This is a genomic window from Prochlorococcus marinus str. MIT 9314, assembly GCF_000760035.1.
GTDB classification, from domain to species: Bacteria; Cyanobacteriota; Cyanobacteriia; order PCC-6307; family Cyanobiaceae; genus Prochlorococcus_A; species Prochlorococcus_A marinus_B.
On the sequence record NZ_JNAO01000012.1, the window covers coordinates 225,780 to 241,658 of the forward strand.

The 15,879-nt window shown below is 30.0% G+C and carries 12 protein-coding genes and 1 pseudogene; 10 read left to right on the forward strand and 3 right to left on the reverse strand.

Annotation, left to right across the window (positions count from 1 at the left end; genetic code table 11):
- The first annotated feature begins 4 nt into the window (after positions 1-4).
- The 7 genes from EU98_RS02000 (at position 5) to purF (ending at position 9,599) form a co-directional block, all read left to right on the forward strand.
- Entirely contained in the window at positions 5-1,861 is a 1,857-nt protein-coding gene (locus tag EU98_RS02000) for an ABC1 kinase family protein (RefSeq protein ID WP_032516214.1), read from the forward strand.
- Positions 1,862-2,434: an alpha/beta hydrolase gene (locus EU98_RS01995; protein WP_032516215.1), complete on the forward strand. Its 573-nt coding sequence runs from the start codon at positions 1,862-1,864 to the stop codon at positions 2,432-2,434.
- A gap of 6 nt (positions 2,435-2,440) precedes the next feature.
- Complete coding sequence (gene thrC, locus EU98_RS01990; RefSeq protein WP_032516216.1) at positions 2,441-3,544, forward strand: threonine synthase; 1,104 nt, start codon at positions 2,441-2,443, stop codon at positions 3,542-3,544.
- Positions 3,545-3,881: 337 nt separating this feature from the next.
- Positions 3,882-5,039: a DNA polymerase III subunit beta gene (gene dnaN, locus EU98_RS01985; RefSeq protein ID WP_032516217.1), complete on the forward strand. Its 1,158-nt coding sequence runs from the start codon at positions 3,882-3,884 to the stop codon at positions 5,037-5,039.
- A gap of 1 nt (position 5,040) precedes the next feature.
- Positions 5,041-5,748: a PRC-barrel domain-containing protein gene (locus EU98_RS01980; RefSeq protein ID WP_032516218.1), complete on the forward strand. Its 708-nt coding sequence runs from the start codon at positions 5,041-5,043 to the stop codon at positions 5,746-5,748.
- A 3-nt stretch (positions 5,749-5,751) separates the two neighbouring features.
- On the forward strand, positions 5,752-8,091 hold the full coding sequence (gene purL / locus EU98_RS01975; RefSeq protein WP_032516219.1) for a phosphoribosylformylglycinamidine synthase subunit PurL: 2,340 nt from the start codon (positions 5,752-5,754) through the stop codon (positions 8,089-8,091).
- Positions 8,092-8,138: 47 nt separating this feature from the next.
- Positions 8,139-9,599: an amidophosphoribosyltransferase gene (gene purF, locus EU98_RS01970; protein WP_032516220.1), complete on the forward strand. Its 1,461-nt coding sequence runs from the start codon at positions 8,139-8,141 to the stop codon at positions 9,597-9,599.
- Here the strand turns inward: purF and EU98_RS01965 are convergent.
- From EU98_RS01965 to queG, 3 genes are all read right to left on the reverse strand, one after another.
- Positions 9,596-12,037: a DNA gyrase/topoisomerase IV subunit A gene (locus EU98_RS01965; protein WP_032516221.1), complete on the reverse strand. Its 2,442-nt coding sequence runs from the start codon at positions 12,035-12,037 to the stop codon at positions 9,596-9,598. The two genes, purF and EU98_RS01965, sit on opposite strands and share 4 nt — an antisense overlap.
- A 77-nt stretch (positions 12,038-12,114) precedes the next feature.
- A complete protein-coding gene (locus tag EU98_RS01960) occupies positions 12,115-12,978 on the reverse strand; it encodes a tetratricopeptide repeat protein (RefSeq protein ID WP_032516222.1) in 864 nt (287 codons plus the stop codon).
- Positions 12,975-13,931 (reverse strand): tRNA epoxyqueuosine(34) reductase QueG, encoded by a 957-nt coding sequence (queG, locus tag EU98_RS01955; RefSeq protein ID WP_032516223.1) that lies wholly within the window; start codon positions 13,929-13,931, stop codon positions 12,975-12,977. Before queG ends, EU98_RS01960 begins: the two co-directional genes overlap by 4 nt.
- A gap of 146 nt (positions 13,932-14,077) precedes the next feature.
- On the opposite strand from queG, the gene EU98_RS01950 reads away from it, so the two are divergent.
- The 3 genes and pseudogenes from EU98_RS01950 to EU98_RS01940 form a co-directional block, all read left to right on the forward strand.
- On the forward strand, positions 14,078-14,812 hold the full coding sequence (locus EU98_RS01950) for a DUF502 domain-containing protein (RefSeq protein WP_011817485.1): 735 nt from the start codon (positions 14,078-14,080) through the stop codon (positions 14,810-14,812).
- Positions 14,813-14,815: 3 nt separating this feature from the next.
- Positions 14,816-15,433 (forward strand): transcription antitermination factor NusB, encoded by a 618-nt coding sequence (gene nusB / locus EU98_RS01945; protein ID WP_032516224.1) that lies wholly within the window; start codon positions 14,816-14,818, stop codon positions 15,431-15,433.
- Positions 15,434-15,498: 65 nt separating this feature from the next.
- A pseudogene (locus EU98_RS01940) lies at positions 15,499-15,879 on the forward strand (signal recognition particle-docking protein FtsY); the annotation flags it as partial.

Consider the following 15,879-nt stretch of genomic DNA (forward strand, 5'->3'; position numbering starts at 1 on the left):
AGTTATGAAAGAAGATTTTACTGATTTTATTGAGGTATCTGGACTCTTAAATTATGATCCAGATACAATTTCTAAAATTTACAAAAAAAACCCTAAAAGACTTTTAAAAAGACTTTGGCAAACACTCATACCTATTTTTGCTTACATCTTCTCCATTGGATGGGATAAATTAACTGGAAGATTGAAAAATGAACAGCAAGCAAGATTTCGAGCAAGAGAATTAACAAATTTGTTAGTAGAACTTGGACCTGCATTTGTTAAAGCAGGCCAAGCTTTATCAACAAGACCAGATATAATTCCAGGAATTCTATTAGAAGAATTATCTGAATTGCAAGATCAACTGCCAGGATTTGATGGAGATAAAGCTATGGAATTAATAGAAGAAGATTTAGGATACAAAATAAATGAAATTTTTTTAGAAATTGACAAAGAGCCAATTTCCGCTGCGTCTTTAGGACAAGTTCATAAAGCTAAATTAAAAAATGAAGAGATCGTTGCAATAAAAGTACAAAGGCCAGGCTTAAGAGAACAAATAACCTTAGATCTTTACATAGTGAGAAATATTGCATATTGGCTAAAAAACAATATCGGATTAATCAGAAGTGATCTAGTGGCTTTAATCGATGAATTAGGTAAGAGAGTTTTTGAAGAGATGGATTATCTAAACGAAGCTGCAAATGCCGAAAAATTTAGAGAAATGCATAAACATAATAAAATGATTGCCGTACCAAAAATATATAAAGAAATCACTTCAAGAAGAGTTTTAGCAATGGAATGGATAGACGGTAAAAAATTAACAAATTTAGAAGACGTAAAAAAGTTAGGAATTAATCCTGATGAAATGATTGATATAGGAGTGCAATGCAGTTTAGAACAGCTTTTAGAACATGGTTTTTTTCATGCAGATCCACATCCAGGTAACTTATTAGCCTTAAAAGATGGAAGGTTATGTTATCTAGATTTTGGAATGATGAGTGAGGTTTCAAGAGAATCTAGATCAGGATTAATTCAGGCAGTAGTGCACTTAGTAAATAAAAACTTTGATAAATTATCTCAAGATTTTGTAAAATTGGGATTTTTATCAGAGGAAGTTAATCTAGAACCTATTGTTCCAGCATTTCAAGATGTTTTTATTAACGCCGTTGAACAAGGAGTTTCGAAAATGGATTTTAAGAGCGTTACAGATGATATGTCTGGTGTTATGTATAAATTCCCTTTCAGGCTTCCTCCATATTATGCTCTTATAATTAGGTCATTACTTACGTTAGAAGGAATAGCGTTAAGCGTAGATCCTAACTTCAAAATATTAGGTGCAGCTTATCCATATTTTGCGAGAAGATTGATGGAAGACCCGGATCCACAATTAAGGGAAAGCCTTAAAGAGATGCTTTTTGATAATAAAAAATTTAAATGGGACCGTTTAGAAGATCTGCTTTCTAACGCTGCAAAGCAAACAAATCTCGATTTAGAAAAACTTTTAGACGAAGTTATAAATCTTCTCTTTTCTCCAAACGGAGGATTTCTTAGAAATGAGATAGTTGAAGGTCTAACAAATCAGATAGATTTACTTAGTCTAAAAATATTGAAAAATTTGAATAACTTTCTTCCACAATCATTTAAATTAAATACTAAAAACGAAAGTATCAAATTGAACGACCTTATAATGTATGTAGAGCCATTAAGAAACTTTTTAGAGATTTTACAAAAAGTGCCCGGCTATTCAATTGACATTTTTCTAAAAAGGGTACCGAGACTTATAAATGAGCCTTATACAAAAGAAATGGGTATAAAAATCGCTAAAAAAGTAACAGAAAAAGGAGTAGTAAGACTTGTTAAGATTGCGGCTGGTGCAAATATCTAAATGAAGTTTAGTAAATTTTTAATATTTAGAATATTTTTTATTTTAATAATTTCTCCATTATTTTTTAATATTTCAAAAACTAATGCTGCTGAAGAAATTAAAATCACATACAGTATATTTTCTAGAACAATTAAAGTAAATTCTTTAAAAACTTATGCTAAAGAAGGTAAATCAACAAAAACATTAAAAAGAATTTTAAAAGCAACCGGTGCTCCTGATGAAGAGATTAGAACAGTTTTAAATAAAGATTTTGAAGTTCCTATTACTATTGCTAGCAAATTAGTATATTCTGAAATAGGTAATGTTTTTTTAAGAAGACTTTCATCTATTATCCACCCACCTAGAGCAACTGATGAAAGAACAGGCATGTTGGCTCTTAGAGCAAGTGTAATTCAAGGAATTAACATAGGAAATGGAAAAATAAATCTAATAAATTTTTTTGAAGGATATCCAACTAAAACTGTCATTTTAGATGTGAGTGCCTTGAGCAAAGTTATGAATAAAGTAGAATCGATCTCAGAATTATTAACCTTTTTTACCAATTCTCCTATAGAAAAAATCAAATCAAATTAAACAGCCATGGTTTTATTAAATAAAATTAAAAATAAACTGCGTATCAATTACAGAAAAAAAAGATGGCCAGGTCTAATTGAAGCTTATAAACAATATCTCCCAGTTACAAAGAAAACTCCTATTATTTCCCTCAATGAAGGAAATACACCACTAATTCTAAGCAAGTCAATTAGCAACTTAATTGGAAATGGAACAAAAGTTTTTTTAAAATATGATGGCCTTAATCCAACAGGATCTTTTAAAGATCGTGGTATGACTATGGCAATTAGCAAAGCAAAAGAAGAAGGCCGTGAAGCAGTAATTTGTGCAAGTACTGGAAACACCTCTGCTGCTGCTGCTGCATATGCTTCGAGAGGAGGATTAAAACCTTATGTTTTAATCCCAGAAGGATTTGTTGCACAAGGAAAGCTTGCGCAAGCATTAATGTATGGCGCTGAGATAATATCTATTAATGGAAACTTTGATAAGGCTCTCGAAATTGTTAGAGATTTATCCGCACAACATCCTATTGAACTTGTTAATTCTGTTAATCCATATCGAATACAAGGACAAAAGACGGCAGCTTTTGAAATAGTTGATGACCTAGGTCATGCTCCTGATTGGCTTTGTATTCCAATGGGTAACGCAGGAAATATAACTGCTTATTGGATGGGATTTAAAGAATATTCAAAAATAAAAAGAAATTTGAAATTACCAATAATGATGGGTTTTCAATCCGAAGGCTCTGCTCCATTAGTAAAAAATATAATAGTTAAAGATCCAGAAACAATTGCAACTGCAATAAGAATTGGTAATCCCGTTAATAGAGAAAAAGCAAAAAAAGTAAAAAAAGAGAGTAAAGGAGATTTTCAGTCAGTTACAGATGAAGAAATAATCAATGCTTATAAAATCCTTGCCAAAGAAGGAGTGTTTTGTGAACCTGCCAGTGCAGCATCAGTTGCTGGACTTATTAAAAATAAAAATAGAATTCAGAAAGAATCGACTATTGTTTGTGTTCTGACTGGAAATGGCTTGAAAGATCCTGATTGCGCTATAAAAAACAATGATGCTATTTTTAGGAAAAATATTGAACCTTCACTAAAAAATATAACTAAAATATTAGGATATTAAAATCCAAAAAAAAAAGTGTCTGTGGAAATCAATTAAAAACAAACATCATTTGTTGAGAAGTTCATAAAAAGAAATTCTATTTGTTGAATAAATTTGTAATTCATGAAAAAAGAAAAAAATATTCAACAAATTAAAAATTTTTTACACATATTCTTTTCTTCGTAAACTAGGTAGACAAGCTATTTAATTTAAGAATTCCACAGTTCCCACAAGAACTACTACTACTAAATTTTTATTTTATTATTTTATTTTTATATTAGAAAAAAGTAAAAAAAGAATTTATTGAATTTAATTTACGAAAAAAGTATATTGTATTTGTAAAAACTTCCAAATTCTGATGGAAATTATTTGTAATCAAAATGAATTAAATAATGCTATCCAACTAGTAAGCAAAGCAGTTCCTTCAAGACCGACGCATCCAATTCTTGCAAACATACTGTTAACAGCTGACGAAGGGACTAATAAAATTAGCGTCACAGGATTTGACTTGAATTTAGGAATTCAAACTTCTTTTGATGGAACCGTTAAAAATAGTGGAGCTATTACTATACCTTCAAAACTTTTATCCGAAATAGTAAATAAACTACCTAATGAAACTCCTGTTTCTCTAGAAGTAGAAGAGAATTCAGATAATATCCTTATAAAAAGTGACAGAGGTTCTTTTAATCTAAAGGGGATACCCTCTGATGAATATCCTAATTTACCATTTGTTGAAAGTGGTACTTCTTTGAATATTGATCCTAGTTCTTTTTTAAAGTCTTTAAAATCTACAATTTTTGCCAGCAGTAATGATGATTCAAAGCAGCTACTCACAGGTGTCAATTTTACTTTCAAACCAAATTATTTAGAGTCTGCTTCCACAGATGGCCATAGATTGGCTGTTGCTTTAATTGGGAATGAAGAACATATTGAAAATAAAGAAAACTTATCTTCAAATCCTGATGATTTATCGGTAACGATCCCAACTAGATCATTAAGAGAAATTGAAAAACTAGTATCTTTGAGAAGCTCAGAAAATTCAATAAAGCTTTTCTATGATAAAGGTCAAGTAGTATTTATATCTTCTAATCAAATAATTACTACAAGAACTTTAGAAGGTACTTATCCTAATTATTCACAATTAATTCCTGATTCTTTTTCTAAAATTCTAAATTTTAATACAAAAAAATTAATTGATGCATTAGAAAGAATTGCTGTTTTAGCTGATCAGCAAAGTAGTGTTGTAAAGATTAAATTAGATGATAAAGATTTAGCTTTAATCAGCGCAGATGCTCAAGATATTGGAAATGCAAATGAATCAATACCTGTTTCTTATTCTGGCGAAAATTTTGATATTGCATTTAACGTAAGATATTTGTTAGAAGGTTTAAAAGTTATTGCTTCTGAAAATGTACTTTTAAAGTGTAATATTGCAACTACTCCAGCTGTTTTTGTACCAGAAGATAATCTTAATTCTTTTACTTATTTAGTTATGCCTGTGCAGGTTCGTTCTTAATTTGAAATTACCTAAAGAAATTTTATTAAGTGAATTATTACATTATAGTGTTAAGGGTAATATGGTCCTTAATTATGGAAATGGTGAAAATGTTTGGATGCATCCTCCAGTTCACCGTATTCTAGGATGGTACTCTCGTCCTTCAAATTTTGATCTAAAAAGAAATGTTTGGCGATTAAATCAAATTACTCAAATAATAGATAATGAAATTTATGTCAAAGGAGATCCAGCTATTTCGGATTTAGCAACTTTAAATAGGTTCCCAACTTTAATAGAAGCTAATCTTGTAAATAAAAATGGATCAAAGATAGGAGTCATTGCAGATTTTTTATTTGAAATGAAAACGGGAAAAATTAAATATTATTTAGTTTCTAGATCTAATCCTAAGATTCCAGGTTCTAGTAGATGGAAATTAACTATTGATAATATCAATGACCAACAACCGGGATTGGTATTCTGTGAAAGTAATTCTTTAGATGATTTATCTTTAATAAAATCAAGTATTAAAAATGAATTTATGCAAAAAGGGAAAAAAATTTTTGATAGATTTGATGATATGAAAAATATTGCTTCTAATAGATTAGAGGAATGGCTTGAAGAAGATGAAGATATTAGCCAAAACTTAGATTTTAAACAAAAAAGTTTTTATAATAACGACAGAACATCTATACCGTTTAGTGAAAAAAAAGAAGATGATCCTTGGATATAAATAATGATAAATCAAGAAAATAATGATCTATATGATCTTAATGAAGCACTTCAAGTTGAAAATTTAACAATTAATGATTACGAAGAAATTTGTAAAAGATTAAAGAGAAAACCTAACAGAACTGAATTAGGCATGTTTGGCGTTATGTGGTCCGAACATTGTTGTTATAGAAATTCAAAACCTTTACTATCTAAGTTTCCAACTAAAGGTAAAAATGTTTTAGTTGGACCTGGAGAAAATGCTGGCGTTATTGATGTTGGAAATAATCAAAAACTTGTTTTTAAAATAGAAAGTCATAATCATCCTTCTGCTATTGAACCTTTTCAAGGCGCAGCAACAGGTGTAGGAGGAATTTTAAGAGATATATTTACAATGGGTGCAAGGCCAATCGCAGTCTTAAATTCATTGAGATTCGGCAACCTTGATAAATCATCAAATGTTGATTTATTACGAGGAGTTGTATCTGGTATCGCACATTATGGAAATTGTGTAGGTGTGCCTACCGTTGGAGGTGAAATTGATTTCGATCATAGTTACTCTGGAAATCCTTTAGTGAATGTTATGGCTTTAGGACTTTTAGAGACCGAGGAAATCGTTTGTTCTGGAGCTAAAAATGTAGGATCACCAGTGTTATATGTTGGTAATACAACTGGTAGAGATGGTGTTGGTGGTGCTAGTTTTGCTAGTTCAGAATTAACTACTACTTCATTGGATGATAGACCTGCAGTGCAGGTAGGTGATCCATTTGTTGAGAAAAGTCTTATTGAAGCTTGTTTGGATGCCTTCAAGACAGGAGATGTAATTGCAGCTCAAGATATGGGTGCTGCAGGTTTAACATGCAGTAGCGCAGAAATGGCCGCAAATGGACATTTAGGGATATCTATTGATTTAGATTTGGTCCCTTCTAGAGAAGATGATATGTCCTCTTACCAATATTTATTATCTGAATCGCAAGAAAGAATGTTGTTCGTCGTTAAAGAAGAAAAAATTCATGATTTGATTGAAAAATTTAATAAATGGGGATTATATGCCAGTGTTATTGGTGAAGTTATAGGAACTAATGAGGTAATTATTTCTCATAAAGGTAAAATTGTAGCCCAAATACCTACTTCCGCCTTATCTGATGATACTCCTGTAAATTTTCACAATGTGATTAATAATCCACCTGATGATCTTTTAAATAAATGGGAATGGAAAGAAAATGATTTACCAGAAATTCATGAGCAAAAAATTTTTTCATTGAAGGAAAATAAAAAATTTTCTTTTTCAGAAATCATTTTAAAACTACTCTCTAATCCATCCATAGCTTCTAAACGATGGATTTATGAACAATATGACTCTCAAGTTCAGGCAAATACAGTTTTTAAACCTGGAAAATCAGATGCAGCCGTAGTAAGACTAAGAGAACAAAATAAAAAAAATAAAAGTAAAGTATTTTCTGGTGTCGCTGCTTCAGTTGATTGCAATAGTAGATGGGTTGCGCTTGATCCTTTTAGAGGATCTATTGCTGCCGTTGCAGAGTCCGCTAGAAATGTTAGTTGTGTTGGTGCTGAACCAGTAGCAATTACAAATAATTTAAATTTTTCTTCCCCTGAGAATGAGATAGGATATTGGCAACTCTCATCTTCATGTAATGGAATTGCTGAAGCCTGTAAAGCTTTAGAAACTCCTGTTACAGGAGGTAATGTATCTTTATATAATGAATCTAAAAATAAAGATAATCTAATTACGCCTATCAATCCTACTCCTGTTATTGGAATGGTTGGAAAGTTAGATAATGTTGAAAAAGCTATAAGTAGTGAATGGAAAAATATTGAAGATCAAATCTGGTTAATTGGTTCTTCCAAATCAGAAATAAAAATTGCAGCTAGTTCTTATTTGGAATATTTTCATGGAGAAATTACAGGTCGGCCTCCAAAAATAGATTTGTTTGATGAAAAGTTTTGCCAGACTTTTTTAAGAAATGCGATTTTAAAAAGTCTTGTAGTTTCTTCTCACGATATAAGCGACGGAGGTTTAGCTATAGCTTTAGCAGAGTCTTGTATTTTGTCCGAAAGGGGTGCAACTATAGAATTAGATAAAGACTTAAATAGAGTTGATAATTTATTGTTTGCCGAAGGGGGGTCAAGAATTATTTTTTCAATTAGTAAAATTAAACAAAATGAATGGTTTAATTATTTAAAACAAAATCAAATAAATTTCCCATCAAGTGTTTATGTAAAAAAAATAGGATATGTATCTAGTGACACGCTGAAGATAAAAATCAATGAAAAAAATATTTGCAATATTAGGGTTGAGGAATTAACCGAAAAATTTAATAATAGTATTTCAGATTACTTTTAAATATGAAAAACATTTCTCAACTATTAATCATTTTAAGATATTAAGTTATGTGCGGAATAGTTGGAATCGTTTCTTCAAATGATGTAAATCAACAAATTTACGATAGTCTTTTGCTTTTGCAGCATAGAGGTCAAGACTCAACAGGTATAGCAACAATGGAAAATACTGTTTTTCATATACATAAGGTTAAAGGTCAGGTTAATACTGCTTATAGAACTAGAGATATGAGGAATTTAATTGGCAAAATTGGATTGGGTCATGTTAGGTATGCAACAAAGGGATCAGCAGAAAGTGTAGAAGAAGCACAGCCTTTTTATGTTAATGCTCCTTATGGAATTGTTTTGATACATAATGGAAATTTGACCAATACCAGAGATTTAGAAAAACAGTTATTTAATGTCGACAAGCGGCATACAAATTCTTCAAGTGATACTGAAATGTTGTTAAATGTTTTTGCTACAGAATTACAAGAACAAATTAATAATCAAGAATTAGAACCTGATATTATTTTTAATGCGGTTAAATCTTTGCATAAAAGAATTCAGGGATCATATGCTTCAATTGCGTTAATTTCAGGACATGGTTTATTAGCATTTAGAGATCCTTTTGGTATTAGGCCTTTAGTCATTGGGAAAAGACTTTCATTAACCACAAAAAAAGAAGAATGGATGGTTGCAAGCGAATCTTTAGTACTTGAGAATAATGATTATGAAGTAGTCAGAGATGTAGATCCAGGAGAAGCTGTTTTTATAAACCTTGATGGCGAGTTTTTCTCTAAGCAATGTTCTGAAAATCCAATGTTATTTCCATGTGCTTTTGAATATGTTTACTTAGCTAGGCCAGATTCAATTATGAATGGAATTTCAGTCTATAAAGCTCGTTTAAAGATGGGAGATTATCTAGCAGAAACAATAAAAGAAACAATCAATTCAGGAGATATTGATGTAGTTATGCCTATTCCTGATTCTTCTCGACCCGCGGCAATGCAAGTTGCAAGACAGTTAGGGATAGAATACAGGGAAGGTTTTTTTAAAAATAGATATGTTGGCAGAACATTCATAATGCCTGGTCAGCAGAAACGTAAGAAATCCGTAAGGCAAAAATTAAATGCCATGAGTGCAGAGTTTAAAAATAAAAATGTATTAATTGTTGATGACTCGATAGTAAGAGGTACTACTTCAAAAGAAATTGTTCAGATGGCTAAAGATGCAGGAGCAAATAAAGTTTTTTTTACATCAGCAGCTCCTCCTGTACGTTATCCTCACGTTTATGGAATTAATATGCCTAATAGAGATGAATTAATTGCTCATAATAGGTCAATAAGTGAAATCGCCAATAAACTTGAAATTGATAACCTTGTTTATCAAAGTGTTGAAAGTTTGCGTAAATCTATAATTGGTGATTCTTCTATTAAAGGTTTAGAGATGAGTTGTTTTACTGGTGATTATGTAACTGGAACAGTAAATCAAGAATACTTAAATTGGGTTGAAAATGAATATAAATCTTAGTCCAGAAAGTTTTTAAGTCGGAAACAATTTTCAAGGTATTCATCATTCTCTAATTTTAAAAAATCAATTAAAAAGTTTGATTTATACGATTTGAAATTTAATTTATTTAGGTCTAATCTTGCAGATTTATTTTTATTAGTTTCAATATCAAGGTAATAGTTACTTGCCATTATTTTGAGGAAATAATCGTTTTTAAGTTGTGTTTTTTCATTCAAATATCCCAAAGTGTATTCATTTGAGCAGTAAATTTCATTACTATTTATACAAAAGATTTTTCCTCGTTTAGATATTAAAAAAATATTTTCTCCATCATTAAATGTACAACAAGAAACGATTTTTTCAGATGGTAAAAGTTTTGCAATTAATAATCCTTGGGATTGTTTAGAAGTTGGCGTTAAAAATTTATTTGATAAATTAAATTTAAAAATTCTTCCTATCGAGGTTAATATTATTAAATCTTTGCTTTCATGAGAAATAAAAGAATCAATTGTTTTTAAATTATTTTTTAATTTTGTAATAGTGAAAGATCTATTACTTTTAATCATATCTTCATCAAATAAAACTTTTTTAAATCTTCCATCTGAATTTAATATGCATAAATAATTTCTAGTTTCTTTTTTAATTGAATGAAAATTTATTATTTCACTAGGATGAATATTTCCAAGAATTTTATTATCTAATTTATAGTCTTTATTAATACTTGATTCCCAATCAATGTTAAATACTTTTCCCGTATTTGTGATTCCAATTAATTTTGTATTTTTTTCAATATTACATATAAATTTTTGAATATTTTTATTATCCATAATTTTATTTACAACCTCAAATGATTTCTTGTAATTACCTAAAATCATCCTTTTTAAATAAAGTCTATTGTCTATATATAATTTTGTTTTTTTATTTATAAAGTCTTCTAATATTTGATTATTAAGGGTTTCTAATTCTTCATTTTGATTTATATTTTTAATTATTTTTGTTTTACGTATAACATTGTATTTTTTCTTTAATGTTAATAATTCTTCTATAAGTAATTCAAGTAATAATTCTCTTTCGCTCAATAATTTTTGAAAATAATTCTTTTTTTCTCCTAAATTTTTTATATCGTTATCAATTTGATTTTTTTCTAGATTTGTTAATTTTTTTAGTGGCATATCCAAAACTGAGTTTGCCTGTTTTTCACTTAAGAAAAAATTTTCTACCAATTTGGATCGAGCTTGCATAGAATTTTCTGACTCTTCAATAATTTCGATAACTTTTTTTATGTTTTTTGTTGCTTTACCTAAACCTTCTAATATTTCTAATTTATCAAGAGTATTTTTTAGAAAATAAAAAGTTCTTTTTCTAATCGTTTCTTCTCTAAATTCAAGAAAATAGTTGAGATATTTTTTCAAATTTAGTTGTACAGGTTTACCTTTAATTAAAGCTAAGAATATTGCGCCAAAGTTTGTTTGGAGAGTTGTTTTTTTAAATAAATTAGAAATAACAAGTTCAGAATTAGAATCTTTTTTTAGTTCTATTACAATCCTCATTCCATCTCTGTCGCTCTCATCTCTAATATCAGAAATCCCAATAATCTTGCCAGAATTAACAAGTTCTGCGAGTTTTTCAATCCAACCAGCTTTATTAATTTGGTAAGGAAGTTCAGTAATGATTAATGCATTCTTTTTATGCTTCCCTTTGCCTAAATTTACCTCTTCTTTCTTAACAACTCCTCTTATCACTATAGATCCTTTCCCAGTTTGATAAAGTTCTTCTATTGCACGATTATAAATTAATTCTCCGCCTGTAGGAAAATCAGGTCCTTTGATAATGTTAGAAAGTTTTTTATCACTAATTTCTTTATTTTTAACTAATGCAACCAAACCATCTACAATTTCGCCTAGATTGTGAGGAGGAATATTTGTTGCCATCCCAACAGCAATACCTGATGAGCCGTTCAACAATAAAAATGGAAGTTGGGCTGGAAGAACATCTGGTTCTTTTTGAGAACCGTCAAAGTTATTTGAAAAGTTTACTGTGTCTGATGTAATTTCTTCAAGAAATCCTTTATGAGCTATTGGAGCTAATCTGGTCTCAGTATATCTCATTGCTGCAGGCGGATCATTATCTACAGATCCAAAATTTCCATGGCCATCTAGAGTAGGATATTTAGTTGAGAAATTTTGTACTAGTTTTACTAATGCATCGTAAACTGCTTGATCTCCATGAGGATGGTATTTTCCAAGTACATCTCCAACAACTCTTGCACATTTCCTGAATGGTTTATCAGGAGTTAAACCTAATTCATACATCGCAAATATGATTCTTCTTTGTACAGGCTTAAGACCATCTCTTGCATCTGGCAATGCACGTCCAACTATGACGCTCATCGCATACTCCAAATAAGAACGTTGCATTTCTTCTTGAAGCGAGATGGAAGTGAAGTTTTTCTTATCCATTGGAGCGCAAAATTGAATAATTATTAATTAACTAAATTAAGACTAATAGGTAAAACAATATTTACCAGTATTGAGCATTAAGATGATTGATTTATTTTGGATTTTGCTAGTATTACATCTTTTTTTAGTTGTTCATTTTGTAAAAGAATTTTTGTCGAGGCTTGTAATTTTTCTCCCCATAACTGTTCTTTTCTATATTTATAGTTAACATAATTGGGATCTTTATCCAAAGCTTTTTTTGCTAGCTGAATTGCTAATTTATTATCTTGGATATTTATACATGAGGCTAGGCCTAGTAATGGTTCAGCATTCTCCTCGATTGAGATTGCACTTTCGAAAAGTTTGATTGCGAGATCCACTTTGTCTTTTTCGAAATAAGCTAAACCTTGATTATTTATTGCTTGCCAGAAATCAGGCTTGATTTTTATAGACTTATCAAACAATTTGATAGCTCCCAAATAATTTTTTTCCATTAATAAAATATTTCCTAATTGAAAAATAGCTTTGTGGTTATCGGGCTCAATCTTTATTCCTTTTTCTAAAGCATTCTTTGCTTTCGTCTGTTGGGAAATTTTTAAGTAAACATTACTTTTAGCAAAATATATTTCGCTAATATTTGAATTGATCTGTTCTGCTTTATTTAGAGAACTTAATGCGTTTTTGTATTCTTTGTTAGCTATTTGTGCTTCAGCCAAAATCAACCATAGTTTTTCATCTTTTGCATTTATTTTTACTGCTAATTTGGCTAAGTTAATACTGTCTTCATATTGACCAAAATAAAGTAGTTGATATGCATTTTTGCCAATATATAAACTTTGCTTTTCTAAATTTTTTATTGTTGGAAAATAATAATAGGGAACTATTGCTCGAACTATTTCTATTTTAAAAAAATAAAAACATATCAAAGAGATCCAGATTGTTATTTTTAAAAACGACTTCATATTGTAATTTTTTTATTCTTTATATTGGCTTGTATATTTCTCTTCCACATCCATGGTTTAATTCTTTTTAAAGTAGTTCCTTTAAGATTGTCTTGCCACGTTTTATCATCCCAATTGAGGGACTCAATATTAAGATTTTTAATCCATTCTTTTGGTGTGGTTTCATGATTATTGTTGTATGGCACAGATTTATTCCATGGACAAACATCTTGACAAATATCACATCCTGCAACCCATCCACCCAAATTTTTTTCTATTTTCTTTGGAATAGTTTTCTCTCTGCTCTCTATTGTGTGATACGCAATGCATAAATCTGATTGTATTACAAAGGGTTCTACAATTGCTTTTGTAGGACAATGCTCAATACAAATATCACATTTTCCACAAAGTGATTGATGAGGTTTATCTGGCATTAAATCTTTTGTGAGAATCATAAAACCCAAAGTAAACCAAGAACCATTTTTTTTGCTGATTAAATTACTATTTTTACCTATCCAACCAATCCCTGCTTCCTCTGCCCATGCTTTTTCAAGAAGAGGAGAGGTATCAACACATATTTTCCATTTGCAATCAGGGATTTCTATGTTGATCCATTTACCAATATTCTTTAATTTTTTGTGAATCACTTTATGATAATCCTTACCTTGGCTAAATTTAGCTACTTTGAGGAAATTGTTGTTGTTGTTTTGTGAATTAATATAAGTAAATCCAACGCTTAAAACACTTTTTGCATCTTCAAAAAGTGAGCCTATATTTTTTCTCTTTTCTGCTTCCATCCATTTCATTTCAGCATGATAATTATTTGATAACCATCTTTCTAATGCATTAGTTCTTAGTTTTACCCGCGAACTACCTGGGATTGAAGCTATTCCGGCAACTGTAAAACCCTCAAAAATAGCTCTTTCTTTTAATTTTTTACTTATTTCTTTTTTGTCTTGAATCGTATCAATCATTTCTTTTTTCTTTATAGCATTTCTTTTAAAAGTTATGTTTGGGAGAAAAAACTTATAAATAAAATAGATATATTTAAGAAAAATATATCCTAACTGAGTAAAAACAGTTAAATTATTAGTAAAGTTAATATAGTTAAAACGTTATTTTGGTTGAATCTAATCAAAATCAAGATTCAAATTTAGGATCTAGGCTTCAACAAGATCTCAAAAATGATCTTATTGCTGGGTTGTTAGTTGTAATACCCTTAGCAACAACAATCTGGTTGTCATCATTAGTTAGTAAATTTGTTTTAACGTTAGTTACTTCAGTCCCAAAGCAACTAAATCCTTTTATTACTTTAAATCCCTTATTACAAGATTTAATTAATCTCACCTTGGGTTTAACTGTTCCATTATTAGCTATTTTGCTTATAGGCTTGATGGCGAGAAATTTTGTAGGAAGATGGTTATTAGAATTTGGAGAGGGTACTTTATCTAAAATTCCTGTAGCTGGAGCAGTTTATAAAACTCTTAAACAATTGCTAGAAACTTTCTTAAGTAATAAATCTAATAGATTTAGACGAGTTGTTCTAGTTGAATATCCTCGTGAGGGACTATATAGTGTGGGTTTTGTAACTGGAGATGTAGGACCTTCTCTACAGCCAGAATTGGAAGAAAAGTTACTCAGCGTTTTTATCCCTACAGCACCAAACCCAACTACTGGTTGGTATACACTCGTTCCTGAGTCTTCAGTTAAGGATTTGGATATTTCTGTTGAAGATGCTTTTAGAACAATAATTTCTGCTGGGATAGTTAATCCAGATGAGAAAAATAACACTACAAATCCAACATTTTCAAAATTGTTTTCTCAATTACGAGCTTCCACTAATACTTCTTCTTAATTGATGCATAATAGATCCCTTTCTAGAGAATTATCTTTAATTTCTCTTAGCCTTATAAAAGATAAAGGTGATTTCAAATTTAAAAAATTTCAGATAGAAGAAATTTTTGAATCTGCATTGGATTCGCTAATAAATCATTGCAGAGAGGATTTAGATAATTGCGAGTCAGAGTTAGAAAATGCTTCACAAAAAATATTAGATAGTGAATTACAAGAAGGTGTTGATTCTTCTTATTCAAATGTTCGAGATGAGTTAAAAAAATCTCTGATAAAAATTGAAACCGTAATGAATACACTCTCTGTTACTTTAGACTTTCCGAAATTAATTGTTTCTAGCGGACAAATAGACATTAGAGAGGATGTAAATCAAAGGATTTGTAGTATCGTAAATAATCTTAAAAGTATTGATTCTGATATTGATCAAGTAATGGATGGTTGGAGATTAAAAAGATTGCCAAGAATTGATAGGGATATTCTGCGTCTAGCTTACGTGGATATCAATTTTTTGAATACACCTGTTGCTGTTGCTTGTGATGAGGCTGTAAATTTAGCTAATAAATACAGTGATTTGCAAGGAAGAAAATTTATTAATGGAGTTTTAAGGAGATTACAAACAATTTAATTTTCATAATTATTTGATATAAATAAATAGTATTTAGAAAATTTAATTTCGAACTATAGATAATAATGACTAATACTGATTCTGATAATTCTCGTGAATGGGCTGCACAAGCTTATGCACTTTTAAAAAAACGACAGGCAGAGCAAAAGCAAGAATTAGAGAAACAGGCAGAGCAAAAGCAAGAATTAGAGAAACAGGCAGAGCAAAAGCAAGAATTAGAGAAACAGGCAGAGCAAAAGCAAGAATTAGAGAAACAGGCAGAGCAAAAGCAAGAATTAATTGATATTCCTAATAAAGAAATTGTTACTGGACAGTCTAAAACTATTCCTGAAACTGAATTAGGAGAATTTGATGACAACTTTACTTGGTCTGCAATGGTATTAGCTGCTCAAGGAAAAAAATAAATCAAATATCGATTGATGAAATTGATTGGTTAACTAAATTAC

Coding starts and splice junctions, on each gene's coding strand:
- EU98_RS01965 (WP_032516221.1), bottom strand. CDS start 12,037: ATGGATAAGAAAAACTTCACTTCCATCTCGCTTCAAGAAGAAATGCAA.
- dnaN (WP_032516217.1), top strand. CDS start 3,882: ATGGAAATTATTTGTAATCAAAATGAATTAAATAATGCTATCCAACTA.
- EU98_RS02000 (WP_032516214.1), top strand. CDS start 5: ATGAAAGAAGATTTTACTGATTTTATTGAGGTATCTGGACTCTTAAAT.
- purF (WP_032516220.1), top strand. CDS start 8,139: ATGTGCGGAATAGTTGGAATCGTTTCTTCAAATGATGTAAATCAACAA.
- nusB (WP_032516224.1), top strand. CDS start 14,816: ATGCATAATAGATCCCTTTCTAGAGAATTATCTTTAATTTCTCTTAGC.
- EU98_RS01995 (WP_032516215.1), top strand. CDS start 1,862: ATGAAGTTTAGTAAATTTTTAATATTTAGAATATTTTTTATTTTAATA.
- purL (WP_032516219.1), top strand. CDS start 5,752: ATGATAAATCAAGAAAATAATGATCTATATGATCTTAATGAAGCACTT.
- thrC (WP_032516216.1), top strand. CDS start 2,441: ATGGTTTTATTAAATAAAATTAAAAATAAACTGCGTATCAATTACAGA.
- queG (WP_032516223.1), bottom strand. CDS start 13,931: ATGATTGATACGATTCAAGACAAAAAAGAAATAAGTAAAAAATTAAAA.
- EU98_RS01960 (WP_032516222.1), bottom strand. CDS start 12,978: ATGAAGTCGTTTTTAAAAATAACAATCTGGATCTCTTTGATATGTTTT.